The sequence below is a fragment of the Achromobacter piechaudii NBRC 102461 genome (assembly GCF_001571245.1).
In the GTDB taxonomy this organism is placed as follows: domain Bacteria; phylum Pseudomonadota; class Gammaproteobacteria; order Burkholderiales; family Burkholderiaceae_B; genus Achromobacter; species Achromobacter piechaudii.
Window position 1 is genome coordinate 1,214,810 of record NZ_BCTK01000001.1, and the last position, 25,890, is coordinate 1,240,699.

Consider the following 25,890-nt stretch of genomic DNA (forward strand, 5'->3'; position numbering starts at 1 on the left):
TCCGGTAAAATATCTTGGCGTCAAGATATTTGGATTTTATCTTGACGTCAAGATAAATGGAGAGCGACCGTGGATAGAGCAAGCCGTGCCATCCAGCAATGGAACCGGGAACGCCCCGAGCTGGACGTATCGTCGATGCGTGTGCTGGGGCGTTTGGGCGAATGCGCGCTGGTGATCACGCGCGATCGGATCAACCCGCTTTTCGCGCAATTCGGATTGCAGCCGGGCGAATTCGACGTCTTGGCCACGCTGCGCCGTAGCGGCAAGCCCTATGCGCTGACGCCGACCGCGTTGTATGAAGACGCGATGATTTCGTCAGGCAGCATGACCAACCGCATCGACCGCCTGGAAAAAGCGGGTCTGGTGACTCGCACGCCCAACCCCGATGACGGCCGCGCCACGCTGGTGATGCTGACCCGCGCCGGCATCAAGCTGATCGACGAGGCCGTCGTCGCGCATCTGCAAAACCAGGCGGAGGTGCTTGCGCCGCTGACCCGGACCGAGCAGGAACAACTGAGCCGGCTCTTGGGCAAGCTGCTTAACGCCTACGCGTAGCGGGCGCGGCCAGGCGGCGTCACAAGCCCTGTTCGGACAGGCCGGGATGGTCGTCGGGGCGGCCCAAGGGCCAGTGAAATTTACCGTCCGCCTCTTTGATGGGCAGGTCGTCGATGCACGAGTATCGATGGATCATCAGGCCGTCTTCGCCGAACTCCCAGTTTTCATTGCCGTAAGAGCGGAACCAGTTGTCGGAATCGTCATGCCATTCATAGGCGTAGCGCACGGCAATGCGGTTGCCGGTGCAGGCTCTTTGATGAGTCGGTAGTCCAGCTCCTTGGCCTACTTGCGCGCGAGCAATGCGCGGGCTTCGTCGCGATTCTTGACGAAGCTCCAAAGGTGAAGAAGGGTCAGCGGGTTGGGGCAAGGGCGATGGGCGGAAAGAGGGCGGCGGCCGCGCGCTGCGCGGTGGCGGTGATGGTCAGGTCGCCGGTGACGAGCGCCACGGCGATGGCGCCATCGATCAGCACCAGCAACTGGCGCGCGGCTTCGTCCGGATCGGACAGGCCGGCCTCTTGCGCCAGGCTTCGGACATGGTCCAGCAGCCGGGCTTTGTGCAGCCGCGATACCTGGCGAACGGGATGGTCGGGATCGCTGATCTCGCCCGCGGCATTGATGAAGGCGCAGCCGCGAAAGCCGTCCGATTCGAACCACTCTTGCAATGCATCGAAGATCGACAGCAGGCGGTCGCGGGGTGCGGCGGCGCGCGTGGTGGCGGCAACGAACCACCGCATCCAGCGTTCGTCGCGCGCGGTCAATGCGGCGGCAACCAGGGCGTCCTTGTTCGGGTAGTGCTTGTACAGGCTTTTGCGCGCTACGCCCGAGGTCTTCACGATCAGGTCCATGCCCGTGGCGTGGATGCCGCCTCGATAGATCAAGTGTTCGGTGGCGCGCAAGAGGCGCTCTTGCGTGTCGGTCAGGGGAGCGGGCGTGTAGGTGTTCATGGGTGGAGAATGATCGTTCTACAGGGAATGCGCAAATGGTAGAACGACCATTCTCTGGCGGCAAGTTATTGAGCCGCCGACGGCTTTTGCTTGCTTTTTCCTTTATAAATATGTTAAGATCTTTTAATTGGCAGCAAAAATAAAAACACAAGAATAAAACTGGCAAAGGCGGCGACAAAAGGCCACTGCAGCCACTACAGCCTGCCATCAAGATTTTTTTGCAAAGCCATCTTGGAATACCCAGCCTGACTCAGATCCGAATCGGTCAGGCCCCCGCGCTTTTCTGCGGTATTCCCGGCACGCTTGAACCCGGCGGTGCACTGCTTGGACGGGGAAGCCACGCACCCACGCATAGGAGAACGCTCATGTCGCATCAACTGGTTGGTAAAAAGTGGCGCTTCGAGGTTCCGCCCCTGAACTGGACGGCCCCCGACGCGAACAAGGAATCGGAAATCGATGCCGTCGACGCGGATTCCGAAACCTCTGAAGACAGCGATACGTCGCGGTCATCCAAATAGTTCTTCTGGCTACGCCCGCATATGCGGGCGTAGTGCCTGCCAAGCACTGGCGCTAACTGATTGATCTGAAACGCTTAAGCCGGGTTTTCGGCCGGTTGCCATGGTTGGTTGTCTTGGCTGATGGCTGGGATGATGGGCTAGGGTGGTCGCCTCGGTTGATCACCTTGGTCGATCGCCTCGGCAACCGATTCAGATATTCCGTCTACCTTGCGGTTCACAAACCCGAACGGCGCGCCCTGTGTGCGCCGTTTGAACATGCGCCTTTTGAACATGCGGGTGACGGACAACCAGACGTGTGCCAGACGAGCAGGCAGGCGCCAGTTTGAACGTGCCTCGGCCACACGGACAGGGCTGCCAGTCGAACGCGCCGCCGGCAACACTCCATTCCCCCTGCTTGATCTTCGTTGTCGCCTTCGCGCGGCGGCGGGTTTTCGCTCGGGTCCACGCACCGCGCATCGCCTGCAAGGCCGCCTGCGCGGCAGCGTCATGTCTTCGCCAGTGAGTTTTGGAATGCCTGAAAACACCTCAAGCAATCATCAGGTAAGACCCTTTATTTACGCCACGACGACATCACGGTCGTTGATGTTTTCCCACTCTGAAATCCAGAGCCGAATGTGGACTAAAGACCCCTCGGCGCTCAATCTGGAATACACGCGCATCATGATGGCGTTTTTGCTCTTCAACCCGAAGCCGCGGCGCATCGCCATGGTGGGTTTGGGCGGCGGATCCTTGGCGAAATTTTGCTATCAACATCTGCCATCGACTCGCATCGACGTCTACGAAATCAACCCGCATGTGATTGCCTTGCGCGACTCGTTTCATGTGCCCCGTGACGACGAGCGCTTTGCCGTGCTGCAAGGCGACGGCGCTGAACTGATCAAGCAATATCGTGACGAATACGACGCCGTGCTGGTCGATGGCTATGACATCAAGGGCTTGCCGCCGCAGCTGACCACCGAGGCGTTTTACCAGTCCTGCTTTGACGCGCTGGCCCCGAACGGAATGATGGTGGGCAACTTTCACGCATCCAATTTCGAGTTCGGCACTTACCTGGGCAGGATCAAGAAAACGTTTTCTGGTTCGGTCATCGAGGTGAATGACACCGCTTGCGCGCACAGCATTGTTTTCGCATGCCGTGGCGATACTCTCAAACGGCGCAGGGGCTTGCCCAAGAGCAAGCCCGACGGCATGAGCGCCGAGATGTGGTTGTGTCTGGCGCCTACGTACTGGCCGATGCTGGTCTAGCAAGCGCCGGCTTGGCCAACACTTGCCTGGGGCAAGCTGGTTTGAGCAGGCCCGTCCGACGAATGCCCCCGGCCGCCCGCGCGGCCGGGAAGGCGCGGCTTAGAAGTGGTGGCGCAGGCCGACCACCGATTGCAACGTATGGGATTCGCGGTGATCCACGCGGTCCAGCAACGCGTAGATGTTGGTGCGCTTGGACAGATCGTGTTCGTAGCCCAGGCCCCAACCCTTGATGTGCGAACTGGTGGCGCGCTGGTAGGCAGCCAGCACCTTGCTGCTGCCGTTGATCGGCACGCCCACGCCCGTCACAAAGGAATTCACGCGGCGCACGCCTGCCGAGGGTCCGATGTTTGGATTGCGCAGATTGCCGTATCCCGCATGCAGCTTGAGGACGTCGAAATCATAAGCCGCGGCTACCTGCAGGTTGCGCGAGTTCAGCTTGCCCGGCACGCTGGCGTCCGGGTTCAGGTGTTCGTAGGTCAACGCCGTGGACAACGGTCCGTCACGGTAGCGCAGGCCTGCGGTCCAGACGCGGTCGTGATTGGCGGTGGCGAACTTGTTGTTGTCGTGCGCCTCGAAGCTGTAGCCCAAACCGGCCTGCCATCCGCTCCAGACCGGCGTGCGGTAGATGAAGGCATTGTTGGCGCGGCCACCGTTGCCGAAGTCGCCATCGTTGTAGCCCGAGGTGACCGACGCCGATGCGCCGCCCCACGACGTCCCAAACGGCGAGCCGACGCCGCCCCAACTGTCGCTCAGAACCTGCTGGCGACCGGCGCGCAGTTCACCGAAGTCACCAACCAGCCCCAGATAGGCCCAGCGGCCGAACAGGCGGCCTTGGGCTTCGGTACCGTTCGATGCGTGAAACCCGCTTTCCAGGCGGAACACGACGCTGTAGCCGTTGCCCAGGTCTTCAACGCCGCGCAAGCCCCAGCGGGAGCCCGATTGGATGCCGTCGCGCATGCCGACATGCGAATGGGACGAACTTTCGGTGCTGTCATGCCGGCGCTCGAAGGCCAAGCCCAGGTCGATGACGCCGTATAGCGTGACGCTGGTCGTGGACGCCTGGGCGATGCCGCCCGACAAAGCGGCCAGTGCGACGAACAGCGCACCGCGCGTAAAGCTTGCTGCTTTCATGAATACCCCATGTGTTGATGTTGTGCTGCGTTGGACAAAAGGATCCCCGGCGGCCGGCCAAAAGGCAGGTCGCTAAGGACTTGGGAAAGAGCGTGGAAAGAGCGAGAACGACCCGCAGGAATAGAACGCGGACCATGCCCCTACATCGGGCTAAAGCGGACACCGGGCGAACGCGGAATGCTGAACGTCAGACGCGCCTTGGACGTTTGCAATGGGCGCGCGAGACGGCCAGGATGCGCATCGAAAATGCGCTCATCGGCGCAAGAGCAAGCGCAAAAGAGCGCCTATACACCTGTCACCAAGCCCCAAACCCGTTCTGCAGAACCGGCTGAAACTTGGCAAAAGCAATTGCGATGCGCGACGAACCACCCGCCCGCGAACGAGGATTCATTAACATCGCAACCGACATGGCGCATTATGGTGAGAGTCGCCGTCTATTCAAATAAGACGACTACGAATCTGAGCGACAGGGGCGTCATCAAAAAGCGTCACGTCCAAAAGTAGGACGCAATAACCCCCCACAAATAGCGACGAGTGGAACCCGCGGGCTACACCAGGCTGCGTTGCACAACCTGATTGCGGCCATTGAGCTTGGCCTGATAGAGCAATTCGTCAGCGACGTTGAACATCGTCCCAGCCAACGCGGCCTGTTCCCATGGCACGCAGGCCACGCCGAAACTGGCGGTCAGGCCGAACAGCTTGCCGTTGTCGGACAGCACCGCCGTGTCCGCGATGGCCGCCCGCATGCGTTCCGCCATCTCAACCGCCTCGGCCGCGCTGCCGGTATGGCACAGCACCGCGAATTCCTCGCCGCCTACACGCGCCACCACATCCGATTTTCGCCAGACGACGCGGCAAAGATCCGCAACCGCTTTCAACGCCAGATCTCCGCTGGCGTGTCCGTAGGTGTCGTTGACGTGCTTGAAGTGATCGATGTCGAACAGGATGAAGGTCAGAGCCGGCCCTGGTCCTTGCCAGTTGGCGCGCGCCAGTTCAAACCGGGTTTCGAAAGCGCGGCGGTTCAGCAGACCCGTCAGGTAGTCGGTTTCGGCCTGTGTCGCCAGGTCGGCGATCAGGCGGTCGCGTTCGCTTTCCAGCCGCTTCCTGACGACGGAACTGTCTTTCAATACGCGCAGCGCGGCAAAGACGTCGCCGACTTCGCCTTGATGACGACCCGCAGGAATGCGTGCGGGCGTGGTGCCGTGCGCAATCGCGCTGATGATGCGCGTGACCAGGCCGAAAGGGCGAATCACCTTGCGGCGCAATTGCACCAGGGCAAGCGCCAACGCGGCCACCAGCAACGCGGTCGCCACCAGCGTCACCACCAACAGCGTCAATGCCTGCTCCCGATGCACCTGGATACTTTGGCTGACGCGGTCCAGCAGTGCATCACGAAACTGCGTGATCGACCCCATCAGCGGTACATACGTCGCCGCCAATTCGCCGGTGGAGATCCTCGTCGAGTAGCTCGACGTAAGGGCGCCGCGCACCTGGTCCAGATAGTCCAGCCCCTCGCCGAAATAGCGTTGCCGCAAGGTCGCATACATCAAGGACGCCGCCAGGTCGGGCCGCGTGGCCATACGCGAATTGATCAGCGCCCATAGTTCGTCGATGCGGCCGCGCACTCGTTCGATGCGGTAGTGCTCGTCGAGGGTCAACGCGCGGTGCGCGGTCAGCGCCGGCGTATATAGCGAACCCAGGAATCCGGCTTGCTCTCGGAGATCGCTGGCCAGCAGGGCCAAAGACAGCACGCCGGGCGCGTCGATTTCGTTTTGCATGGCCACGCCCACCTGCCCAGCCATGGCGGCTTGCCATTCAGGAATGACGGCCACCATCCGGCTAACGGTGTCCCAGACGAGTTCCGTGCTGAGTTGGTCGCGCGGCATGGCGATCCGTTGATCGGCATTCTTCCTCGCCTCGATCAGCGCCTGGCGCGCGCGAAGAAAGTCCGTGCGCTCCTTGGCGGACGTCGGGTTCAACGGCGGGGCGTAGAGCGCCAGCAGCGCGTCGATGTGCCGATCGGTCTTTTCTCGGGCGGCGCGCAGCGCGGCCAACGTCGAGGCGGGCAGGGGGTGGTCGGCGCCCAAGACCGCATTCATCGGCCCGCGTTCGGCCGAGGCCAGTTCGATTACAGTCACCGTGGCACGGACGATTTCGAACGCATTGCGCGCGTCGGTGGAAGACGAGCAGGTCTTCCAATTCTGTAGCAGCAGCATGCCGGTCAGCACCGAGACCAACAACAGCATGCCCGCCGCCAACAGGAAGAAAACCTTTTCCAGCGATTGAGAAGCGAACGCGCGGCGCAGCATTGACGTGCCAAAAAGCATGGTCCGTGGACCAGGACGAGTGCTGCGCAGAATACTGTAAATACCAGCGTGGCGGCGCGTGTGGCAGGTGGTGCGAAGCAGAAATCCTGGCTCGGACGAAACAGTATTTCGCGCTGCTGCAAAGCGTTGCAGAAGCATCCCGATTCTTGGTGGCAATACGCGCGTTTGATCGCAAGTCCGAGGACTTCAGGACGAGTAAATGGGCAGGCCAAGAACGATGCGATCGTTCATGCCGGCGCTGTCGCCTCACCCCACTTGCATGACGACCTGGTTTCGCCCTTGCTTCTTCGCGGCATACAGCGCGGCGTCCGCGGCCTTGAACGTCGGGGCGACGTCGCCGGTGGCCGTGGTCCATTGCGCCACGCCTGCCGACACCGTAATGCCGTCCACGCCCGACAGCGGCTGCCCGGCCGTGTGCTTGCGCAGGCGTTCGGCCACGCTTGCCGCTTCCTTCGCGCCGGCGTTGGGCAGCAGCATCAGGAACTCTTCGCCGCCGCTGCGGCACAGCACGTCGGACGGACGCGAACATTGCCGCATCAGGTCGGCCATGCCGCGTATGACTTCGTCGCCTTTGGGATGGCCGTGCGTATCATTGACCCGCTTGAAGTGGTCGATGTCCAGCGCCACCACGGCAAACGGCGTGCCGCTGGTTTGCAGATGCTCGACCGCGTCCTGCATGCCGCGCCGATTGCGCAGGCCCGTCAACGGATCAGTGATGCTGGCTTGATTAAGCTTGCCGATCTTGTCCTGCAAGCTGGAAATGCTGGCCATCACGGCGCGCTTCAAGCGTTCCGCTTCGAAATACCACGCCTTGACGGACTGCACCCGTTGCATGGCGACGGCCACATCCTGGTGTTCGACATTGGTGGCCAGTTGCGACAGGGGCAGGGAGATCAAGCGGGCACACCACCAGATCGCCAGCAGGAACGCCAGCGCCAGCGGCGCGGCATAACCGATCAGGGCCCAGATCAGCTCGTGGATGGGTTCCAGCGTGATGGCGGCCGGCCGCTGCGCGATGATGCCCCATCCGCTCAGGGGTTCGGGCGCATAACCGGCCAGCATGTCCACGCCTTTGGTATTCACAACGCGCTGCGCGCCCGACTCGCCTCGGGTTACCGCCGCGACGACCGGATTGTGCGTGACGTTTTCGCCCACGCGCGCCGCTTCCACGTGATAGATCAGTTGCCCCTCGCTATCGACCACGAACAGATAGGAACCATCCACATAATGATGCTTGCCCAGCAGCTGCTGGAGCGCGCTGTCATTGCGCAGGTAGATCGTGCCGGCGATATAGCCCAGATACCGGCCGTCATTGGAGTAGATGGGGTGCGACAGGTTGATGAGCATGTTGCCCGCGATGGACACATATGGCTTGCTGATCAAGGGCTGGCGTGCCTGCAACGCCGCGCGGCTGCCCGGGCTGTCGATCCGCGTGCCCAGGAAGTTCCGGAACGTCTGCGTGGTGGCCAGGATCGTTCCGTCCGCGCCGATCACGCCGACCGAGTTGAAGTCGTTGGCCTGTTCCTGCAAGCGGGCGACTTCGGCGGCCAGCACGTCCGGCGCGTCGACCTGGGTGGCCAGGTGGCGCGCGCTGTAAGCCAGTTGTTGCTGCGCCGACTTCAGAAAATTCGTGGTGCTTTCAGCAAGCTTGGCCGCGTAGACGCGATTGGACTCCAGCGTGTTGCTGATGAGCTGGTCGCGCTGCACGAGATAGCTGGCGTACAAGGCATTGGCGGTGGCGGCGATGGCGCTGAGAACGGTAAGCGCAAGCACTAGCCCGCGTAGGTTGATTCGCATGAGGGTGGGGTCGGCGGGGAATCAGGAAAGGGGGGGGACGGCGCGGCGGTGGCGCACGACCGGGGGTCGGCGCTTGGGCGATCCGACGTTTACGGCAAAATCGACCAACATCTATAGGGCTACGCTGTCCGGATCGTCCAGCAGGCGGGCGGCCGGCGAGCGCGCGGCGGCGCCGGCGCGGAAATACCCCATGACCGTCGCGACGCTGGCATGGCCGGTCATGGCCATGGTGTCGCCCAGCGGCACGTTGCGGCGGCCCGCTTCCGTGACGAAGCCCGAACGCAGGCTGTGCGCGGAAAATGCGCCCTCCAGGCCGGCCAGCTTGCAGCGCTCAAGCACGATGTCGCGCACGGCGGCGGCGGCCAGGGGTTCGCCGACGACGTCGCCGCGCCGCACGCGCCGGAAGATGGGGCCGTGATCGATGCCGCTGGCGGCAAGCCACGCATCCAGCGCCTGCGCCGCCGAGCCGGTGATCGGCTTTTGATCGTCGGCGCGACGGGCGCCAGCCTGGTTGGTCTTCGATTGGGTCAGTCTATATAGATAGCCGTCGCCCGTGCGCGTGACGTTTTCCAGCGTGGCCCGCACGACTTCGGACCGACGCCGCCCGCCGCTGGCCCAGGCGAACAGCAGCAGGGCGCGGTCGCGCAACCCACGCAGCGAATCATCACAGGTGGCCAACATGGCTTGCAGCGGTTCGCGCGTCAGCGCTTCTTTCTTGGCGGGCGCCATGCCACGACGGGCGTAGGCGCGGCGCGTCTTGGCCAGCAATTCGCGCACGGCAGGGGCGGCGCAAGGGTTGGGATAGCCGTGCAGCACGTGCGCTTTCGACAGGACCGACAGGCGCTGCAGCAGCGTGTTCAGGCTGGGCGGGCCCAGCCGGCCCTTGGCTTTCAGGCGGACCAATTCCTGGTCCAGCGCCAGCGGCAACTCCCACTTCAAACCCTGGTCCGTCACGCGCTGGGCATGGTCCACCACGAACTGGATGACGGCGGCCTCGGGCAAGGGCAGGGCGAAGCGGCGCCCGTAACGCAACTCGAACCAGGCGCTCCAGTAGCGGATGGCGGCGCGATAGCTTGCCGCGGTGTTGGCGGAACTGCCTTCGCGCATCAGGCTGCGGACGGCCGCGTCCGCCTGCGAGTCCAGGGCGTTCGGGTCCAACAAGGGCAGCGAGGCCAGCAATTTCAACGACATCGGGCAGGGCAAGCGTAAGGGCGGGAGAGACTTCAGCACTATACGAAAAGCGCGGGGGTTTTCGGCGTTGGCGGTCGCTGGGTGGCCGCTCCAGGCTTGGATTCATGCGGTTTTGCGGCTTTTTTGCACGGAATCGCCGAAAAGCGCGCCGCGATGGATTTGTTATATATATTCATACGTAGGCTGTATGATATCTAACACTAATGCTAGATTAGTCCCGATAAGGTTCCATTATCGTGACTAATTCGCGCGCTTGAACTGATTTGATTGGGAGTAGGCCATGGCCACGGGTATCACCGAAAACGACGTCTGGACCGCCGCCGACGCGCTGCTGCTGGAAGGGGCGCGCCCCACGATCGAACGCGTGCGGCAGAAGATCGGCCGTGGCTCGCCCAACACCGTCAGCCCGCACCTGGAGACGTGGTTTCGCGCCTTGGGCGCGCGGATCAAGGACCCGGGCGCGTTTGCCGCGCCGCCTGCCATCCCCGATCCCATCACGCAGGCCGCCACGCATTTCTGGGAAGCCGCGCTGGCCGAAGCACGCGCAGAGCAGGCCGAGGCGTATCGCGAACGCTGGCAAGAGCTGGCGGACGATGGCGAGCGGCTGGCGATGCAGGCTGAACAATTGCAGCTGCGAGAACAGCAATTAGCCAAGCGCGAAAGCGATCTCCAGGAAGGCCTGCGCGTGGCCACGGCGCAACTGGCGGCCACGGAAGAGCGCTTGCAGGCGGCCGAACGGCAGTTGCGCCAGCGTGATGATCAGCTCAAGCAGACGCGAGGGCAGTTGCAAGATGCGCAGAGCGCCGTACAGACCTTGCTGATCGAAGCCGAAAAAATGCGCGGCGCGCATGCGCAAGCGTTGGAAGCGCTGGAATCGCGTCATGCGGCGCACGAACGGCGCTGGCTGAATGAACTGGACGCCGAGCGCGGCGCGGCAAAGAAGCTGCAAGCGCGTCTGGACGACGCCCAGTTGGCTGCGCAAAAGCAGGCCGAGCAGTCGCAGACTTCGTTGCGCGAAGCGCAAGACGCCAAGCGCACGGCCGAGAAAGCCGCACAAGAGGCGCGCGCCGAGATTCTGGCGGCGCAGACGCGCCATGCCGCGATGCACGCGGCCGAGACTTCGGCCCGTGACGCATTAGCCTCAGCACAAAGCACGCTGACGTCATCCAGGCAAAACGAGCAGGCGCTGTTGGCGCGGCTGGCGGCCGCAGACGCACAAGCGGCGACCCTGCTGGCGCAGTTGCAGCAGAAGGACGAACAATTGAATGCGCTGACCCGCCACTTGATGACGGCGGCCGTGGGGGCAGGCGAGGGGAGCGTGGCGGGGACTTAGTACGAGAACTTGGAACGACAGCCGAGGAAACAACGGCAGGTTTCGCTTCTTCGGCAGCTCTCACACCTTCGGCTCTCGCTTCAACAACGTCAAACGCGGAACAAAAGCCAACCCCGCCCATTCCTCGCAGATAGGCGCAGCACCGACTCAGCCGTCAACGCCGGGATCCTTCCAAACAAAGGCTCTGGATTCCCCCGGCGTCGCCATCGCCACAGCCCGCAAGCTCAAGCCGGCGACGTCACGCATTCCCTCGACACCATTCCTATCGACCAGGATAGTTGCCTTGAAACGGCGTGTTGTCGGGCTCGCCAAAGTTCTCCGAGTGGTAATTGGCATGGTCGCGCTGCATGGCAGGCGCGCCCTGCTGGGTGGAGCTATAAGAGCTGGGCGCGGTGCAGCCGGCCAATGTCACGGCCAACAGCGCGGCGGGGATAGCGGCAAGTAAGGTCAAGGGCCTCATGGCAAACCTCCAGAGAGATGCCGCCACGGGTGCGGCCGCCGGGATTTCGGGGCCGTCGCCACCCAACACTGGCGGCGAGGGGGTGCCCAGCAAGCCGCATGCCCGACGCCAGCCCGTATCTGCTACAAGTCGGCTTGAATTTCGGATAAATTCCGATAAACGCGTCCACGTCGCCTGCCGGGCATCCGCCCCTTCGTCGCGACGGGAAATCTGCGGGGCGCAACAGCGCCTTGCCGGGAGCATCGGGTGAATCCACGTCCAACGGCTGATCTAGCCCGCATTCTGCTCCTCATCGTCATCCTCTCAGCGCTCATGGTCGGCAGCCTGTATGTGCTGCAACCGTTCCTGCCGGGCCTGATCTGGGCGACCACCATCGTGGTGGCGACCTGGCCGGTGCTGCTCGTGGTGCAGCAGCGCTGCGGCGGGCGCCGATGGGCCGCCACGGTAGTCATGCTGCTGATCCTGCTGGTTGTGATCGTGTTGCCGCTGTATCAGGTGATCTCGACACTGGCCGAACATAGTGGCGCGATCATGGACGCGGTCAAACGCCTGCCCGACTACACCTTGCTGGCGCCGCCCGGCTGGATTCGCAGCGTTCCGGTGGCCGGCCCCAAGCTGGCGCAGGAATGGCAGACCCTGTCCGATGCGGGTGCGGGCGGTCTGCTGGCGCGGCTGGAACCGTACCTGACCATGGCGGCGCGCTGGCTGTTGAGCCACGCGGCCATCGTGGGCGTGTTCGTCATGCATATGCTGATCACCATCGTCATCTCCGGCATTCTGTATAGCCAGGGCGATGCAGCGGCCGAATTCGTGAAGCGTTTCTCGAACCGCCTGGCTGGCGAACGCGGCGTGGCGGCCGTCCGGCTGGCGGGCGCCGCCGTGCGCGCCGTGGCGTTGGGCATCGTGGTGACAGCAGTGGTGCAGTCCGCGCTGGGCGGCGTGGGCTTGTGGATTGCGGGCGTGCCGGCCGCCGGCATTCTGACGGCGTTGATGGTCATGCTTTGCCTGGCGCAACTGGGCCCGTTCCTGCCCATGCTGGGCGGCGTGATCTGGCTGTTTCAGAACGACATGCGACTGGCCGCGATCCTCCTGCTGGTGTGGGCGCTCATCGTGGCGATGCTGGACAACCTGCTGCGTCCGATGCTGATCAAGCGCGGCGTGAACCTGTCGTTGCTGCTGATCCTGTCCGGCGTGTTAGGCGGCATGTTTGCGTTTGGCATCGTCGGCCTATTCATCGGCCCGGTCATTCTGGCGGTGACGTCCACCTTGCTCAAAGCCTGGATCGACGAAGTGCCGCCGCCCGCATCGACGGTGGCGATTCCGAATACCCCGGATGCCACGTTGCCGGTCGCGGGGCCGACTCGCGAAAAGGCGTAACATCTGCCTGACACGGCGGGCATCTGGCCCGCTTTTTTTGCAACACCCCCGGCAATACCCATGACGATGCACCCGCAAACGCCACTCCTCGGCACCTTCCACATTTCTCCGACCCCGCCCACGGCCAAACGCGCCGCCCAGGGGCCGCGCCCATGAGCGAAAGCGTACGCCTGGCCAAGCGACTGGCCGCCGACCTGTCTTGCTCACGCGGCGACGCCGAACGGTATATCGAAGGCGGCTGGGTGGCCGTCGATGGCAAGACCGTCGAAGAACCCGGCGCGCGCGTCGGCCCGGGCCAGACCGTCGCGCTGCTACCGGGCGCCAAGCTCGAAGACATCAAGCCCGTCACGATCCTGGTGCACAAGCCGGCCGGCACCTACGCCGACAACGAACCCGGCTCGGCGCTGGATCTCATCATTCCGAAGAATCTGATGCCGGGCGACCGCTCGGGCCGCCGCTATCTGAAGCGCATGTTCAACGGCCTGAAACTGGTCACGCCGCTGGAGCGCGCGGCCAGCGGGCTGGTGGTCTACACGCAGGAATACGCGGTGTCGCGCAAGCTGATGGAAGAGGGCAGGCTGGTCGAGCAGGAATACGTGGCGCAAGTCACCGGCAAACTTAGCGAGGCCGATCTGGCGCGCCTGCAACGCGGCATGGCCTTTGAAGGACGCGCCGCCACGCCCATGAAAGTCAGCTGGCAGAACGAAACCCATCTGCGATTTGCGCTGAAAACGCCGCTGCCCGGATTCATCGAATACGTGTGCGACACGGCCGGCCTGCAATTGCAGCAGCTGCGCCGCATCCGCATCGGGCGGCTGCCATTGGCCGGCATGGCCGTCGGCCAATGGCGCTACCGGCTGGACTACGAGCGGTTTTGAAGTAGACAAACCACCATGACCCTGCCTGGCAAGCCCCTGCCGAATATCGGTTCCGCCCGCCGCAGCTTCCTGAAGCAAAGCGGCGCGCTATGCCTGTCAGCGCTGGCCTTGGCCGGTTGCGCCAGCCGCGCGCCCACAGGCCGACACACGCCAGGCGCGACCGGCTCACAACGTCCTACGCCGCCACCGCCCCCCAATGGCAAGGGCGCGACGCCGGTGCCCGCGCTGCGGTCCGGTGCTCGCGTGGCGATCGTGGCGCCGGCTTCGGCGGGAATCAACGCCGCCGACGACGCCGCCGAATGGCTGCAAGCCCGAGGCTTTGTTCCCCAGGTGATGCCCGCCAGCCGCGCGCGGCTGGACCCTCCCTACGATTACCTGGCGGGCAATGACGCCGACCGCCTGGCCGACCTGCACGCCGCGTTTGCCGATCCCGACGTCGGCGCCGTCTGGTGCCTGCAAGGCGGCTTCGGCTCGTGGCGGCTGCTGGACCATGTGGACTACGCGTTGCTGCGCAGGCACGCCAAACCCTTCATCGGCTACAGCGACATCACGGCGCTGCATCTGGCCATTCAGCGCCATGCGGGCTTCGTGACATTTCACGGGCCGATGCTGGCGCAGGACCTGTTGGCCGGCAAGCGCGAACCCACCGAATCAGCGTTGCTGGCGATGGTCAGCGGGCAGATGGGGCCGGGCTCGTGGATCACGCCCCCGCTGGACGCGCAGGCGACCGAATTGGTGCCGGGCGTGGCAAGCGGAAGGTTGATCGGCGGCAATCTGGCGCTGATCGCGGCCTTGACCGGCACGCGCAACGCCATCGATACGCGTGACGCCATCCTCTTCATCGAAGACGTGAACGAGGCGGTTCCCCGCGTGGATCGCCTGCTGGGCCAGTTGGCGGCTGCCGGCAAGTTCGATGGCGTCAAAGGCGTGCTGGTGGGCAACTTCACGCGCGTTACTGCGCGCATGGACGACGATCAGGCCCAGGGCCTGATCTATCCCCTGATTCTCGATCAGTTCCGGGCGCGCAACATACCGATCCTGGCGGGGTGGCCCAGCGGGCATGGCGACCCGAACCTGACCTTGCCGCTCGGCGCGCTGGTCACGCTGGATACCGCGCGCGGCGCTTTGCGATTGGATCAGCCCGTGGTGGTTTAATTCTGCGCCATTAATAAGTCACTAAGTCTACTTATGACTTATTAATGAATCATAGTGACGCATTTGTTGCTTCATTAATCGTGCATTTACCCCATCACCGCACTATTATTGAGCAATGAAAAAGAAGCTCGCCCCCAGTTTCGACGCCACTGACGCGCTTGCGCGCCTGGGCGCCAACATCCGTACCGCCCGGCTGCGACGCGCGGAATCCGAAAGCGCGCTGGCCGATCGCCTGGGCGTGTCGCGCGCCACCATCGCGCGGCTGGAACGGGGCGACGGCGGCGTGTCGCTGGCGCTGGCCATCGAAGCGCTGCTGCAATACGGCTACGGCGATCAGGTTTTCGCGCTGGGCGACCCCGAGCAGGACGGCGTGGGCAAGCGCCTGGATGCGATGCGCCGGCCCAGCCGGGGCAGCGGCGCGGCGCTGCACACGCATCGCGCCGATCCTTCCAAGCTGTAGGCCGATTCCGCATGGCACGCACCCGCAGGCACAAATCCGTCGAAAGCGAACTCTTCGTCTACGTGGACATACGGGGCGAAGCGGTCCTGGCCGGCGTGCTGACCTTGGACGATTCCGACGAAACGCGTTTCTTCGCCGAATTCACCTACGTGCAGTCGTATGTGAACGACCCCCGCGCCTTCGCGCTGGACCCCTTGAACCTGCCGCTGATCGACGCCAAGACCACGTTCCGTACCGAAAGCCGCTACGAAACGCTGGGTGCCATCTTCGACGCCGCGCCTGACGCCTGGGGCCGCAACGTCATGCGGGTAGACAAGGCCGGCGCGCGGGTGACCGAAGACGAGGTACTGCTGCGCGGACGCGGCATGGGCGTGGGAGCCTTGTTCTTCAGCGCGCGCCTCTTGACGCCCAACATGCGCAAGACCTATCGACTGCCCGAAGTCAGCCAACTGGAATCCTTGGCGGATCTGCTGACCGACATCGACCAGGGCGTCAAACCCAAGGGCCTGTACCGCGACATCCTGGGCAGCTCGTGGGATATCGGCGGCGCGCGTCCCAAGACCATCGTGCGCGATGAAGCCGGCGAGATGTGGATCGCAAAGTTTCCGCGCCGGGGGGATTCCTACGACCGCCAGCGCGTGGAATTCGCCAATTTGCAGATGGCTCGGGCCATCGGGCTGACGGTGCCCGAGATCCGGCTGACCGAAACCCATCTGGGCGCCGTGCTGCTGACCCATCGCTTTGACCGCGAGCTGCTGCCGGCCGGGCAGGGCGGCGCGTCCGTGGTGGCGCGCCGGCATTTCCTCAGCGGCGCGTCGTTGATCAGTCCACCGGTGCGGATCGGCAAGCGCGATCTTGACGGCCCCGAGGGCAGCGCCACGTATTCATACGCCCGCCTGGCAGACGTGACGCGCCGCATTTCATCCAACCCCGTGCAGGATCTGAAGGAGCTGTACGCACGCATGATCCTGAACGTGGCCGTGCACAATACCGACGACCATCTGAAAAACGTGGGCTTCCTGAAGGACGAAGGCGCGCACACCTACCGCCTGTCGCCGCTGTTCGACGTGGTGACGCAGGAAGGGTCGGCTCGCCATTACCTGCATATCGGCGCGCAAGGGCGCGACAGCACGTTCGAGAACTGCCTGACGCATTACCGGCGCTTTGGCCTGCGGTCCGAGGCGGCGGCGCGTTCGATCCTGGACGCTGTGCGCGACGTGGTCGCAGATCGGCGCGCGTATTACCTTGCTGCCGGCATGGCGTCCGAAGAGATCAGCATGGTCGAATCGACGCTGATGGCGTGGCGGGACAGCGCTGCCGGGTAGCGCCGTGGGCGTCAAAGACGCAGATCGGCGACAGGAACTGGCGCGAACAACGGTACGAAAAGGCGGGGAAGAAAAGCGGCGCAACCATCGCGCCAGCACGGCCACTGGCGTGCGGCCCTGATCTGAATCGCATCAGCCGCCGTGCACCGCATTCACATCGATCTGCCGGCCATGCGCGATCATCCCCGCATGAAAATCCCGGCTCAACGCTGCCAGCGTCACCTGGCCGAAGCGCTCCATCAGCAAGGCTTCGGCGGCCTCGAATGCGCCGTCCAGCGCCTTGTTGACGGCGACTTCCACCAGGCAGCCGGGCGCATCGCTGCGGTTGCCCATGGCGAAGATTTCCGGGGCGCCCAGCGCCTCGTAGATGTCTCGCAAGGTCACCGCGTTGAAGTCGCACGACAGCGTCCAGCCGCCGCCGTGGCCTTTTTCGGAGCTGACCAGCCCTTGGTCGCGCAGGCCCGCCATGATGCGGCGGATGACGACGGGGTTGGTCTGCATCACTCGGCCGAGGTCTTCGGACGTCATGGGGCCGGGCACTTCCGCCATATGAAGCAGGACGTGAAGCACGCCGGAAAGTTTGCTGTCTCTTCTCATGCAACGCATGCTATTGCATGAGAAGATGCGCGGTCAAACGCCGAACCGCAATCGGCGTCAGGTCCGTCGCGCCGTCCACGCGCCTTTGCCCTCGGCCTCGCCGCGCATGGTCTTGCCGTTGACCTCGCCGCTGTAGCGCACGCCGTTGACCGTGAAGGTAATGGCGTTGCCATCCAGGCGCGCATCCGAAATATCGGCCGAGCCCAGCTTGCCCGACAACTGCTGGTAGCGCTGGGTCAGGCGCAGCGTTTGACCGTCCACCTCCCATTTGCCTTCCACCTTGGCCGGCACGATCCAGAGCAGGGCGGTGCAGTAGGTGGAGCAATCCTTGGTGACCGTCTCGGAAGCGTCCGGCTCCCAGTCGCCCATGCGGAACGTGTTGGACACTACACGGGTTCCGGGCTTGAGTTGCAGCAGGCTGGGACGCAGCTTTTCATTGATGGTGGACAGCAGGAACATGGTGATGACGTCGGCCTGGGACAGATCCGTCTGGAACAGGTCCGCCGCGACGAAGGTGGCCCGGTCGGCCACCCCGGCGCGCTGGGCGTTGCGGCGCGACAGTTCCACCAGGTCGGGGTTGTACTCGATGCCTTGGGCGGTCAGCCCGCGTTGCGCTGCCGTGATGACGGTGCGGCCATCGCCCGATCCCAGGTCCATCAGGCGGTCCTGCGGTGTGACCTTGGCCATGTCCAGCATCTTGTCCACCAGGCTTTGCGGCGTGGGCACCCAGATGACGTCCTTGCCGTCCTGGCCCACGTCCGGCACATAGCCGTCCTTGGCCTCGCTTTGCGCGGCGTTCGGGCTGGCGGACTTGGACGCGGGCTGTGCTGTCGCCACTGCGGCGAAAGCGAGGGACAACGCCGTGGCGGTGGCGCAGGCGACAACGCGGAAAGTGGGCAGGCGTCCGAAACTGAAAGGCGGGGTCGAGGCGGGCATGATGATGACTCCTTGTGGGTCGGAAGACAGAAAAGACGGGCCAGGGTCAGCCGTTCAGCTGGGCCGGTTTCAGCACGCGCAGCATCGGCACGCCGGCCGCCAGGACCGCCAGGCCGATCAGCGCGCCGGCGCCCGCGTACACGGCGCTGGACACGACCAGGCCGGCGCAGGTCAGGGCCAGCAGCAAGGGCGGCAGCGGATACAGCGGCACGCGAAACGGTCTGGCGCGCTGCGGGTCGCGCTGGCGCAGGCGCCACACGGACGCCGCCACCAGCAGCATGAAAATCCAGAACACCGGCGCGGTATAGGCCACCAGCGTCTGCACGCTGTTCTGGCTGAACGCGCCCAGCCCGACAAGCGCCAGCGTGATCGCGCCTTGCGCCAACAGCGCCGTCACCGGAGTTTCATTGCGGGCGCTCCAACCGGACAGCGCGCGTAGTTTCGGTACATCGCGCCCCAGCGCGTAATACACCCGCGCGCCCGTGATGATGGTGCCGTTGATGGTGCTCAGGGCGGTCGCGCAGATGGTCAGACTCAGCAGTGCGGCGGCATACGGGCCGGCCGCCAATTGCATGACGTCCGCGCCCAGCGCCGGGGTGTCGCGCAAGCCTTGCAGGCCGAAGATTTCCAAAAGCGCCAGATTCGTCAGCACATACGCACCCGTCACTATCGCCGTGCCGATCAGCAGCACCCGGCTCATGTTGCGCCCGGGATTGCGCAGTTCGCCGCTCAGATACGCCGCCTCGTTCCAGCCGCCGTAGGTCAGCAGCACGAAGACCATGCCCATTCCGATCAAGCCGGCCGGGTTGCCGGTCAGCGTGGCCGCTTCGGCCGGCGTGAACACCGCGTCACCGCTTGAGGCCGTCATGCTGGCCACCAGCACCGCGCCCAGCGCCAGCAACGTCAACAAGGTGAAGACCCATTGCAACCGTTTCGAATAGCGCGTGCCCACGACGTTCAGCGCGGTCAGCGCGATGACGGAGGTCGCCGCGTGCAGCGCCGGCCCATGCGCACCGAGCGGCATGAGGCGCTGCGCGTAGTCGCCATAGATGTAGGCCACGACCGCGATGGCGCCTGTCTGGATCACGGTGCAGCGCGCCCACGCGAACATCAGGCCAACGCGCGGCCCCCAGGCGCGGCTCAGGTACAGGTATTCGCCGCCCGCGCCAGGGTAGGCCGAACCCAGCTCGGCGTAGCACAGCGCGCCGACCAGCATGACCAGACCGCCGGCGCACCACAGCGCGATGTACATCGCCTCGGAGGTCGCGTGTTGGGCAACCAGCGGCGGAAAGCCGAAGATGCCGATGCCGATGACCACGCCCACCAGCACGACGGTGGCGTCCATGACGGACAGGCCAGTGTGCGTATTGCCATCCAGGGTGTTGGTGGCGTCCGTCATCGCGCGGTCTTCCGGGCGTGGCGCAGGGTGGACGGGCTGGCGGGGGCACGCGGGCGGGGCAGGGGCATCGGAAGTCTCGGCAAGGGGGAACAGCGCGTCGCAGTGGGGGACGCATCTGACAACTACCTGAACGATTTACGATTGAAACCCAGGAGAAAAAGTTTCTCCGGGTTTTCCCTTTTGCGTAGTGCCCGGACAAAAGCGCAGGCGAAGCCATCGAAAACAATTCACTTTCAAATACCACGCCAACTCATTGATAAATATCTGTTTAAAGGCGCTGTTAAAGCAAATTAGTTAAAGTGATTTGTTAACTCCATTCGCGCGCCAAGCGGCTGCCACCCATCCACTTTTTTCTTTTGTTTACGTATGCTCCCAGGCATGGCACTTGCTGAACTGCACCACGACTAGAGGAGCGGATCATGGCAACAAGAACCATCTGGAAAGGGGCAATTTCCTTCGGCCTCGTCCATATTCCGGTCGGGCTGCACACGGCAACCACCGAGTCAGGCGTCGATTTCGACTGGCTCGACAAGCGTTCGATGGACCCGGTCGGCTACAAGCGCATCAATAAGCGCACCGGCAAGGAAATCGATAAGGACAACATCGTCAAGGGCGTCGAGTACGAAGACGGCCAGTACGTAGTCCTGTCGCCCGATGAAATCTCCGACGCCTATCCCCGCACCACACAGACCATCGAGATCCAGCAGTTCGTGGATGCCGGCGACGTGCCGTTCGTCTATCTTGAGCGCCCTTACTACATCGCCCCCATCAACAAAGGCCAGAAGGTGTATGCGCTGTTGCGCGACACGCTGGTCAAGACCGGCAAGATCGGCATCGCCAAGGTGGTGATCCAGACCAAGCAGCATCTGGCCGCGCTGATTCCGTCGGGCGACGTGCTGGTGCTGAACCTGATGCGCTGGGGCGACGAGGTCAAGTCCGTCGACGATCTGGATCTGCCCAAGGTGGGCGCCAAGGGCATGACGCCCAGCGCCAGCGAATTGAAAATGGCCAAGATGCTGGTCGACGATATGTCGGGCAAATGGAACCCCGAAGAATTCAAGGACGAATTCAAGGCGGCCGTGATGGAGTTGGTGGACAAGAAGGTGAAGGCGGGCAAGACCGAGACCGTCATCGAGCCGCAGGAAGAAGCGCCCGAGTACGCCGATAACGTGATCGACCTGACGGAGCTGCTGCAACGCAGCTTGAAGGGCGGGGTGAAGAAGGCGACCAAGGCAAGCAGCAAGGACAAGCCCGCCGCCAAGAAGTCCGCCTCGGGCAAGACGGCGGCCAAGGCCGCCACCAAGTCGGCATCCAGGAAAACCGCCACCAAGAGCGCAAAGACTCCATCGAAGTCGCGCAAGGCGGCGTGACATGCCCGACAGCCTGAAAACCTATCGCCAGAAGCGCAACTTCCAGGTCACTTCCGAGCCCATGGAAGGTGGCCAGGCGAACGAGGCGGCGCGCGCTTTCGTGATCCAGAAGCATTGGGCCAGCCGGCTGCACTACGACTTCCGGCTTGAGCTGGACGGCGCCATGAAAAGCTGGGCGGTGCCCAAAGGCCCGTGCTTCGACCCCTCGGTCAAGCGCATGGCGGTGCAGGTGGAAGACCATCCCATCGCCTACAACCAGTTCGAAGGCCAGATTCCCGAAGGCCAGTACGGGGCGGGCAAGGTCATCATCTGGGACGAGGGCGTGTGGGCGCCAGTGGGAGACGCGCGCAAAGGCTATCGCGACGGCCACCTGAAATTCGACTTGCAGGGCAAGAAGATGCAAGGCCGCTGGGCGCTGGTTCGCATGAAGGGCAAGGACGGCGACAAGCAGCCGCCCTGGCTGCTTATCAAGGACCGCGACGCCTATGCCCGGCCCGAGCGCGAATTCAGTGTCGTGGATGAGATGCCGGACAGCGTGGTGCCATTGCGGGAAAAGGCTGCCTCGAAGGCAGCAGTTTCCTCGAAGGCCAAACCGAAAGCCAGTAAGCCCGCCCCGGACAAAACCAGCCCGCCTGACGACGACGCCAAACTGCCCGGACGCGCTTCGGACCTGCCCGCTACGTTCAAACCGCAACTGGCCACGCTGGTCGAAGGGCTGCCCCCGCACGCCGAGGACTGGCTCTATGAACTCAAGTTCGACGGCTACCGCCTGCTGGTGCGCATTGAAGACGATTCGGTCAAGCTGTACACCCGCAACGGCCACGATTGGAGCGCCAAGCTGCCGCACATCGTCCAGGCCTTCGCCAAGCTGCCCGCCAAGTGGGCGTGGGTGGATGGCGAAGTGGTGGTGCTGAACGAGCAAGGCGTGCCCAGCTTTCAGGCGCTGCAAAACGCGTTCGACAGCGAGCGCACCGGCGACATCGTGTTCTACGCCTTCGACCTGCCTTACATCGGCTGCCGCGATCTGCGCGAAGAACCGCTGACTGTGCGCCGCGACCTGCTGGCGCAATTGATGGCGACGTCCGACGACGATTGCCTGCGGTTCAGCGAGGCGTTCAAGGAAACCCCATCGAACCTCGTGGCGTCGGCGTGCAAGATGGGGCTGGAAGGCATCATGGCCAAGCGCCAGTCCGCACCTTATGCGTCGCGGCGCACGGACAGCTGGTTGAAGATCAAGTGCGCCAAACGACAGGAATTCGTCATCGTGGGCTATACCGCGCCGCAGGGCGCGCGCGAGGGCCTGGGCGCGCTGCTGCTGGCCGTGCACGAAGACGACGGTTCGCTCCGCTATGCGGGCAAGGTCGGCACCGGCTTTGACCGCCAGGGCCTGCTTGCGCTGCACAAGCAGCTCTCGGCCATCGAAACCGACAAGAAGCCCGTCAGCGGCGGGCAGGCCAAGGGCGTGCATTGGGTCAAGCCGGAGATGGTGGCCGAAGTGTCGTTTGGCGAATGGACCAGCGGCGGGCATATCCGCCACTCCGTTTTCCGGGGCCTGCGGCAGGACAAGCCGGCCCGCCAGATCACGCGCGAACGGCCATCACCGGCCCCCAAGGATGACGACACGCAACAAACCAAAACCGCCAGCAAGGCCCGCGCCAAGGCCGCCACGAAATCCGCTACCCCATCGCGGAGCACGGCCACCGCGCGCACCAAGCCCGCCCGGCTGACCAATCCGGACCGCGTCATCGACCCGTCCACCAAGCTGACCAAGCTGGACCTGGCGCGCTATTACGGCCTGATCGCGCCCCTGATGCTGGACCATCTGAAAGGCCGGCCCGTGTCCTTTCTGCGCGCACCGGCCGGCATCGAAGGGGAACTGTTTTTCCAGAAGCACCTGGAAGCCGCGATGCCGGGCGTCAAATCCTTGCCGACTCGGCTCGACCCGGACCATCCGCCGCTTCTGGAAGTGCCCACGGCCGAAGCCATCATGTCGGCGGTGCAGATGAACGTGGTGGAGTTTCACACCTGGAACGCCGTGAAGACCGCCATCGACAAGCCCGACCGCATCCTGTTCGACCTGGATCCGGGCGAAGGCGTGAAATGGACGACGATGCAGCAAGCCGCCGGTCTGGTGCACACCATGCTGGACGAGTTGGGACTGCAATCCTGGCTCAAGACCAGCGGCGGCAAAGGGCTGCACGTGGTGGTGCCGGTGCGTCGCCAATACGATTGGGACACCATCAAATCCTTTGCGCAGGCGGTCGTGGTGCATCTGGCGCGTACGTTGCCGCAGATCTTCGTCGCCAAGAGCGGGCCGAAGAACCGGGTCGGAAAGATCTTCGTCGACTATCTGCGCAACGGCTTTGGGGCCACGACCGTCTCCGCCTGGTCGGCGCGGGCGCGCCCCGGGCTGGGCGTGTCGGTGCCCGTGCGCTGGGACGAGCTGGACAAGCTTTCCAGCGGGGCACACTGGACCATCAGCAACATCCACGAACGGCTGGACGTGGGCAACGCGCCTTGGGACGACTATGCCCCGCAGGCGGTGGGGCCGGCGATGGACGCGCTGGGCTTTGAACGCAGCGCATCATGACGAGCCGCCCCGGATTTCTTTCCCCGCACGTGCACCTCGCGGCCATTGCCCAGGCGCTGAGCGAGCCGGCCGACCCTGGCCAGGCGCTGCGGCAACTGGTGCAGGCGGGTTGCGATCAACTGCCGCTGCCAGGCGCAGGCGAAACGCTGGCTCGCTGGCAGGCGCTGGCCTGCGTGGCCGCCGCCGATCTCAGCCTGGTCAAGCTGTATGAAGGTCATACCGATGCGCTGGCGATTCTTGCCGAACTGGGCGCGGCGACCTTGGCCGCGCCGGGCACCCGATGGGGCGTCTGGTGCGCCGAACCGCCCGACTATCGGGTCACGCTGCACATGAACGCGGACGGCACGACCCGGTTGCAAGGCGTGAAAGCCTGGTGTTCGGGCGCGGCCAGCGTCAGCCACGCGCTCGTCAGCGCATGGAACGCGGCAGGCGAACCTTGCCTGGCGGCCGTGGCGCTGGATCAGCCCGGCGTCACCGTCACGCAAGACGGCTGGCATGCCGTGGGCATGCGTGGCTCGGCCAGTGTCAACGTTGTGTTCGACGATGCCGTCTGTACGCCCGTCGGCGAGCCGGGCGCTTACGTGAACCGGCCGGGCTTTCAGCATGGCGGCGCGGGCGTGGCCGCTTGCTGGTTCGGCGCGCTTGTTCGCATCGGCCAAACCTTGCGCGCGGCCACGCCCGCGCAGTCGGCCGACCCGCACCGTCTGGCGCATCTGGGCGCCATCGACGTCACCCTGGTGCAGGCGCGCGCGGTGCTGCGCGAAACCGCCGCCGCCATCGACGCGGATCCCGCCGATTCCTGCACGCTGGCCTGTGCGCGGGCACGGCTGGCGGTGGAAGCCGCCGCCACCGATATCGTGACGCGGGCAGGGCGGGCGCTGGGTGCGGGGCCGCTGTGCCGCGACGCCGGTTTTGCCAGGGTCATGGCCGATCTGCCCGTCTTCATCCGTCAGAGCCACGCCGAACGCGATCAGGCGGCGCTGGGACGCCTGGTGCGTGAACAGGAGGACAACCCATGGCAGTTGTAGGTGTAGACCATTTCGAAGCCTTGTATCGCCAGCATCCCGACCCGTGGCGTATCTCCAGCGCCTGGTACGAACGGCGCAAGCGCGCGCTGCTGCTGGCCTCGCTTGGCCAGGAGCGATACCGCCATGCCTTCGAGCCAGGATGCGGCAATGGCGACCTGACCTTGCCGCTGGCGGCCCGTTGCGAACACGTGTGCGCCGTGGACTTTGCCGGCACCGCGCTGGGCCGCTGCCGCGCGCGCCTGGACGAGCAGGGCATCGACCATGTAGAGGCGCTGGCGCTGGATTTGCCGAATGAATGGCCGTCGGTGCCCCAAGCCGGCTACGACCTTATCGTCGTGTCGGAGCTGGGTTATTACCTGGACGACTCCGCGCTGGCCGCGTTCCTGGCCGGCATCGACGAGAGCCTGGCCGAGGGCGGCGAACTGGTGGCCTGCCATCTGCGTCCGGACTTCGACGACCGCAAGCAGGCAACGGACACCTTGCACCAGGCGCTAGGCTCGCTGCCAGGCATGGCCCCGCTGTTCAACCATCAGGAAGCCGCTTTCCTGCTGACGGGATGGCGCAGAAACATGAAGGATGAGCCATGATCGGCATTTGTATACCCGCCCATAACGAAGAGCGGCACATTGCTGCCTGCCTGCGCTCCGTGCTGCGTGCCTCGCAGCACCCCAAGCTGGCCGCCGAGCCGGTTCGGGTGGTGGTGGTGCTGGACCATTGCGAAGACGGCACGGCGCAGTTGATCCGCGACTATCCCGTGCAAAGCCTGTCGATCAACGCCCGCAATGTCGGCGTGGCGCGCGCTCAAGGGGCGAGCCATCTGCTGCACGGCGGCGCGCGCTGGCTGGCGTTCACAGACGCCGATACCCGGGTGTCGCCGCGTTGGCTGGTCGATCAATTGTCTCTGGACGCCGACGTGGTGTGCGGCACGGTCGGCGTGTCCGGCTGGCGCCAGCATGGCATTCATGCGAGGGCGGCCCGGCAGGCGTTCGAACACCACTATCAGGACCGCGATGGGCACCGCCATGTGCATGGCGCCAACCTGGGGATCTGCGCCCAGGCCTATTGCCGGATCGGCGGGTTCGAGGCGCTGTCATGCAGCGAAGACCAGGCCCTGGTGGACCGCCTGCAACAGGGCGGCGCGCGCATTGCCTGGTCCAGCCTGCCGCGCGTGACCACCAGTGCGCGCCCGCATTCCCGCGTGGAGGGGGGCTTCGCCAGCGCGCTGCGCAGCAGTTGGGGCGCTGGCTAGGCCCCGCCAGTCCTTCACCTCACCA

At 64.4% G+C, this 25,890-nt stretch carries 23 protein-coding genes and 1 pseudogene; 14 read left to right on the forward strand and 10 right to left on the reverse strand.

Features of this window, described 5'->3' with window-relative positions; genetic code table 11:
* The first annotated feature begins 69 nt into the window (after positions 1 to 69).
* Positions 70 to 555, forward strand: coding sequence for a MarR family winged helix-turn-helix transcriptional regulator (locus API01S_RS05460; RefSeq protein WP_061303482.1), 486 nt, complete (start codon positions 70 to 72; stop codon positions 553 to 555).
* Positions 556 to 574: 19 nt separating this feature from the next.
* Here the strand turns inward: API01S_RS05460 and API01S_RS29155 are convergent.
* Together API01S_RS29155 and API01S_RS05470 are read right to left on the reverse strand one after the other, a co-directional pair.
* Positions 575 to 885 (reverse strand): annotated as a pseudogene (locus API01S_RS29155) (DUF1348 family protein); the annotation flags it as partial.
* A 20-nt stretch (positions 886 to 905) separates the two neighbouring features.
* Complete coding sequence (locus tag API01S_RS05470) at positions 906 to 1,499, reverse strand: TetR/AcrR family transcriptional regulator (RefSeq protein ID WP_050728743.1); 594 nt, start codon at positions 1,497 to 1,499, stop codon at positions 906 to 908.
* 365 nt (positions 1,500 to 1,864) lie between these two features.
* Here API01S_RS05470 and API01S_RS29305 point away from each other — a divergent pair, with 365 nt between their 5' ends.
* The gene (locus tag API01S_RS29305) at positions 1,865 to 2,017 is read left to right on the forward strand and encodes a hypothetical protein (protein ID WP_006219543.1); all 153 of its coding nucleotides are present in this window, start codon (positions 1,865 to 1,867) and stop codon (positions 2,015 to 2,017) included.
* A 255-nt stretch (positions 2,018 to 2,272) separates the two neighbouring features.
* Complete coding sequence (locus API01S_RS05475; protein WP_231689370.1) at positions 2,273 to 3,262, forward strand: spermine/spermidine synthase domain-containing protein; 990 nt, start codon at positions 2,273 to 2,275, stop codon at positions 3,260 to 3,262.
* Positions 3,263 to 3,361: 99 nt separating this feature from the next.
* Here the strand turns inward: API01S_RS05475 and API01S_RS05480 are convergent, their stop codons facing one another.
* The 4 genes from API01S_RS05480 to API01S_RS05495 all read right to left on the reverse strand — a co-directional run bounded on the left by API01S_RS05480 (position 3,362) and on the right by API01S_RS05495 (position 9,708).
* Positions 3,362 to 4,393, reverse strand: a complete 1,032-nt coding sequence (locus API01S_RS05480) for a porin (RefSeq protein WP_050728745.1) — start codon at positions 4,391 to 4,393, stop codon at positions 3,362 to 3,364.
* A gap of 548 nt (positions 4,394 to 4,941) precedes the next feature.
* Positions 4,942 to 6,702, reverse strand: a complete 1,761-nt coding sequence (locus API01S_RS05485) for a GGDEF domain-containing protein (protein WP_050728746.1) — start codon at positions 6,700 to 6,702, stop codon at positions 4,942 to 4,944.
* A 264-nt stretch (positions 6,703 to 6,966) separates the two neighbouring features.
* Positions 6,967 to 8,517 (reverse strand): sensor domain-containing diguanylate cyclase, encoded by a 1,551-nt coding sequence (locus API01S_RS05490; protein ID WP_050728747.1) that lies wholly within the window; start codon positions 8,515 to 8,517, stop codon positions 6,967 to 6,969.
* Between the two features lie 111 nt (positions 8,518 to 8,628).
* Positions 8,629 to 9,708 carry a site-specific integrase gene (locus API01S_RS05495; protein ID WP_061303484.1) on the reverse strand — a complete coding sequence of 360 codons (1,080 nt, stop codon included), beginning with the start codon at positions 9,706 to 9,708 and terminating at the stop codon, positions 8,629 to 8,631.
* A 280-nt stretch (positions 9,709 to 9,988) separates the two neighbouring features.
* On the opposite strand from API01S_RS05495, the gene API01S_RS05500 reads away from it, so the two are divergent.
* Positions 9,989 to 11,041, forward strand: coding sequence for a DNA-binding protein (locus tag API01S_RS05500; RefSeq protein WP_061303486.1), 1,053 nt, complete (start codon positions 9,989 to 9,991; stop codon positions 11,039 to 11,041).
* 262 nt (positions 11,042 to 11,303) lie between these two features.
* On the opposite strand, the gene API01S_RS05505 is transcribed toward API01S_RS05500, so the two are convergent.
* Complete coding sequence (locus tag API01S_RS05505; protein ID WP_006219535.1) at positions 11,304 to 11,501, reverse strand: hypothetical protein; 198 nt, start codon at positions 11,499 to 11,501, stop codon at positions 11,304 to 11,306.
* 246 nt (positions 11,502 to 11,747) lie between these two features.
* Between API01S_RS05505 and ydiK the strand changes: the two genes are divergently transcribed.
* The 5 genes from ydiK (at position 11,748) to API01S_RS05530 (ending at position 16,696) form a co-directional block, all read left to right on the forward strand.
* Positions 11,748 to 12,878 carry an AI-2E family transporter YdiK gene (gene ydiK, locus API01S_RS05510; protein WP_081451539.1) on the forward strand — a complete coding sequence of 377 codons (1,131 nt, stop codon included), beginning with the start codon at positions 11,748 to 11,750 and terminating at the stop codon, positions 12,876 to 12,878.
* 152 nt (positions 12,879 to 13,030) lie between these two features.
* Positions 13,031 to 13,756, forward strand: a complete 726-nt coding sequence (locus API01S_RS05515; RefSeq protein WP_061303488.1) for an RNA pseudouridine synthase — start codon at positions 13,031 to 13,033, stop codon at positions 13,754 to 13,756.
* Between the two features lie 216 nt (positions 13,757 to 13,972).
* Entirely contained in the window at positions 13,973 to 14,911 is a 939-nt protein-coding gene (locus API01S_RS05520) for a S66 peptidase family protein (RefSeq protein ID WP_061303887.1), read from the forward strand.
* A 115-nt stretch (positions 14,912 to 15,026) separates the two neighbouring features.
* Positions 15,027 to 15,371, forward strand: a complete 345-nt coding sequence (locus tag API01S_RS05525; protein WP_006219531.1) for a helix-turn-helix transcriptional regulator — start codon at positions 15,027 to 15,029, stop codon at positions 15,369 to 15,371.
* Positions 15,372 to 15,382: 11 nt separating this feature from the next.
* The gene (locus API01S_RS05530) at positions 15,383 to 16,696 is read left to right on the forward strand and encodes a type II toxin-antitoxin system HipA family toxin (protein WP_061303490.1); all 1,314 of its coding nucleotides are present in this window, start codon (positions 15,383 to 15,385) and stop codon (positions 16,694 to 16,696) included.
* Positions 16,697 to 16,828: 132 nt separating this feature from the next.
* Here API01S_RS05530 and API01S_RS05535 read toward each other — a convergent pair whose 3' ends face one another.
* Genes API01S_RS05535 through API01S_RS05545 form a run of 3 tightly spaced genes read right to left on the reverse strand, consistent with a single transcriptional unit; the run spans position 16,829 to position 19,628 of the window.
* Positions 16,829 to 17,293, reverse strand: coding sequence for an Rrf2 family transcriptional regulator (locus tag API01S_RS05535; protein WP_050729258.1), 465 nt, complete (start codon positions 17,291 to 17,293; stop codon positions 16,829 to 16,831).
* Between the two features lie 57 nt (positions 17,294 to 17,350).
* The gene (locus tag API01S_RS05540; protein ID WP_082306005.1) at positions 17,351 to 18,229 is read right to left on the reverse strand and encodes an SAM-dependent methyltransferase; all 879 of its coding nucleotides are present in this window, start codon (positions 18,227 to 18,229) and stop codon (positions 17,351 to 17,353) included.
* A 46-nt stretch (positions 18,230 to 18,275) separates the two neighbouring features.
* On the reverse strand, positions 18,276 to 19,628 hold the full coding sequence (locus tag API01S_RS05545) for an APC family permease (RefSeq protein WP_061303492.1): 1,353 nt from the start codon (positions 19,626 to 19,628) through the stop codon (positions 18,276 to 18,278).
* Positions 19,629 to 20,047: 419 nt separating this feature from the next.
* On the opposite strand from API01S_RS05545, the gene ku reads away from it, so the two are divergent.
* From ku to API01S_RS05570, 5 genes are read left to right on the forward strand one after another with little or no spacing between them, the layout of a single operon-like run.
* Positions 20,048 to 20,998 (forward strand): non-homologous end joining protein Ku, encoded by a 951-nt coding sequence (gene ku, locus API01S_RS05550; RefSeq protein ID WP_061303494.1) that lies wholly within the window; start codon positions 20,048 to 20,050, stop codon positions 20,996 to 20,998.
* A 1-nt stretch (position 20,999) separates the two neighbouring features.
* Positions 21,000 to 23,588: a DNA ligase D gene (ligD, locus tag API01S_RS05555; protein ID WP_061303497.1), complete on the forward strand. Its 2,589-nt coding sequence runs from the start codon at positions 21,000 to 21,002 to the stop codon at positions 23,586 to 23,588.
* On the forward strand, positions 23,585 to 24,616 hold the full coding sequence (locus API01S_RS05560) for an acyl-CoA dehydrogenase family protein (RefSeq protein WP_061303499.1): 1,032 nt from the start codon (positions 23,585 to 23,587) through the stop codon (positions 24,614 to 24,616). The genes ligD and API01S_RS05560 overlap by 4 nt, the downstream gene beginning before the upstream one ends.
* Positions 24,604 to 25,203, forward strand: a complete 600-nt coding sequence (locus API01S_RS05565) for a class I SAM-dependent methyltransferase (RefSeq protein WP_061303500.1) — start codon at positions 24,604 to 24,606, stop codon at positions 25,201 to 25,203. Before API01S_RS05560 ends, API01S_RS05565 begins: the two co-directional genes overlap by 13 nt.
* Entirely contained in the window at positions 25,200 to 25,865 is a 666-nt protein-coding gene (locus API01S_RS05570) for a glycosyltransferase family 2 protein (protein WP_061303502.1), read from the forward strand. Before API01S_RS05565 ends, API01S_RS05570 begins: the two co-directional genes overlap by 4 nt.
* The last annotated feature ends 25 nt before the right edge of the window (positions 25,866 to 25,890 follow it).

Excerpts from the sequence above, each read along its gene's own strand:
- API01S_RS05475 (WP_231689370.1), top strand. The coding sequence starts at position 2,273 with ATGCGCCTTTTGAACATGCGGGTGACGGACAACCAGACGTGTGCCAGA.
- API01S_RS05545 (WP_061303492.1), bottom strand. The coding sequence starts at position 19,628 with ATGACGGACGCCACCAACACCCTGGATGGCAATACGCACACTGGCCTG.
- API01S_RS05480 (WP_050728745.1), bottom strand. The coding sequence starts at position 4,393 with ATGAAAGCAGCAAGCTTTACGCGCGGTGCGCTGTTCGTCGCACTGGCC.
- API01S_RS05560 (WP_061303499.1), top strand. The coding sequence starts at position 23,585 with ATGACGAGCCGCCCCGGATTTCTTTCCCCGCACGTGCACCTCGCGGCC.
- API01S_RS05505 (WP_006219535.1), bottom strand. The coding sequence starts at position 11,501 with ATGAGGCCCTTGACCTTACTTGCCGCTATCCCCGCCGCGCTGTTGGCC.
- API01S_RS05535 (WP_050729258.1), bottom strand. The coding sequence starts at position 17,293 with ATGAGAAGAGACAGCAAACTTTCCGGCGTGCTTCACGTCCTGCTTCAT.
- API01S_RS05540 (WP_082306005.1), bottom strand. The coding sequence starts at position 18,229 with ATGCCCGCCTCGACCCCGCCTTTCAGTTTCGGACGCCTGCCCACTTTC.
- API01S_RS05515 (WP_061303488.1), top strand. The coding sequence starts at position 13,031 with ATGAGCGAAAGCGTACGCCTGGCCAAGCGACTGGCCGCCGACCTGTCT.
- API01S_RS05470 (WP_050728743.1), bottom strand. The coding sequence starts at position 1,499 with ATGAACACCTACACGCCCGCTCCCCTGACCGACACGCAAGAGCGCCTC.
- API01S_RS05530 (WP_061303490.1), top strand. The coding sequence starts at position 15,383 with ATGGCACGCACCCGCAGGCACAAATCCGTCGAAAGCGAACTCTTCGTC.
- API01S_RS05495 (WP_061303484.1), bottom strand. The coding sequence starts at position 9,708 with ATGTCGTTGAAATTGCTGGCCTCGCTGCCCTTGTTGGACCCGAACGCC.
- ku (WP_061303494.1), top strand. The coding sequence starts at position 20,048 with ATGGCAACAAGAACCATCTGGAAAGGGGCAATTTCCTTCGGCCTCGTC.
- API01S_RS05485 (WP_050728746.1), bottom strand. The coding sequence starts at position 6,702 with ATGCTGCGCCGCGCGTTCGCTTCTCAATCGCTGGAAAAGGTTTTCTTC.
- API01S_RS05490 (WP_050728747.1), bottom strand. The coding sequence starts at position 8,517 with ATGCGAATCAACCTACGCGGGCTAGTGCTTGCGCTTACCGTTCTCAGC.
- ligD (WP_061303497.1), top strand. The coding sequence starts at position 21,000 with ATGCCCGACAGCCTGAAAACCTATCGCCAGAAGCGCAACTTCCAGGTC.
- API01S_RS05525 (WP_006219531.1), top strand. The coding sequence starts at position 15,027 with ATGAAAAAGAAGCTCGCCCCCAGTTTCGACGCCACTGACGCGCTTGCG.
- API01S_RS05570 (WP_061303502.1), top strand. The coding sequence starts at position 25,200 with ATGATCGGCATTTGTATACCCGCCCATAACGAAGAGCGGCACATTGCT.
- API01S_RS29305 (WP_006219543.1), top strand. The coding sequence starts at position 1,865 with ATGTCGCATCAACTGGTTGGTAAAAAGTGGCGCTTCGAGGTTCCGCCC.
- API01S_RS05500 (WP_061303486.1), top strand. The coding sequence starts at position 9,989 with ATGGCCACGGGTATCACCGAAAACGACGTCTGGACCGCCGCCGACGCG.
- API01S_RS05565 (WP_061303500.1), top strand. The coding sequence starts at position 24,604 with ATGGCAGTTGTAGGTGTAGACCATTTCGAAGCCTTGTATCGCCAGCAT.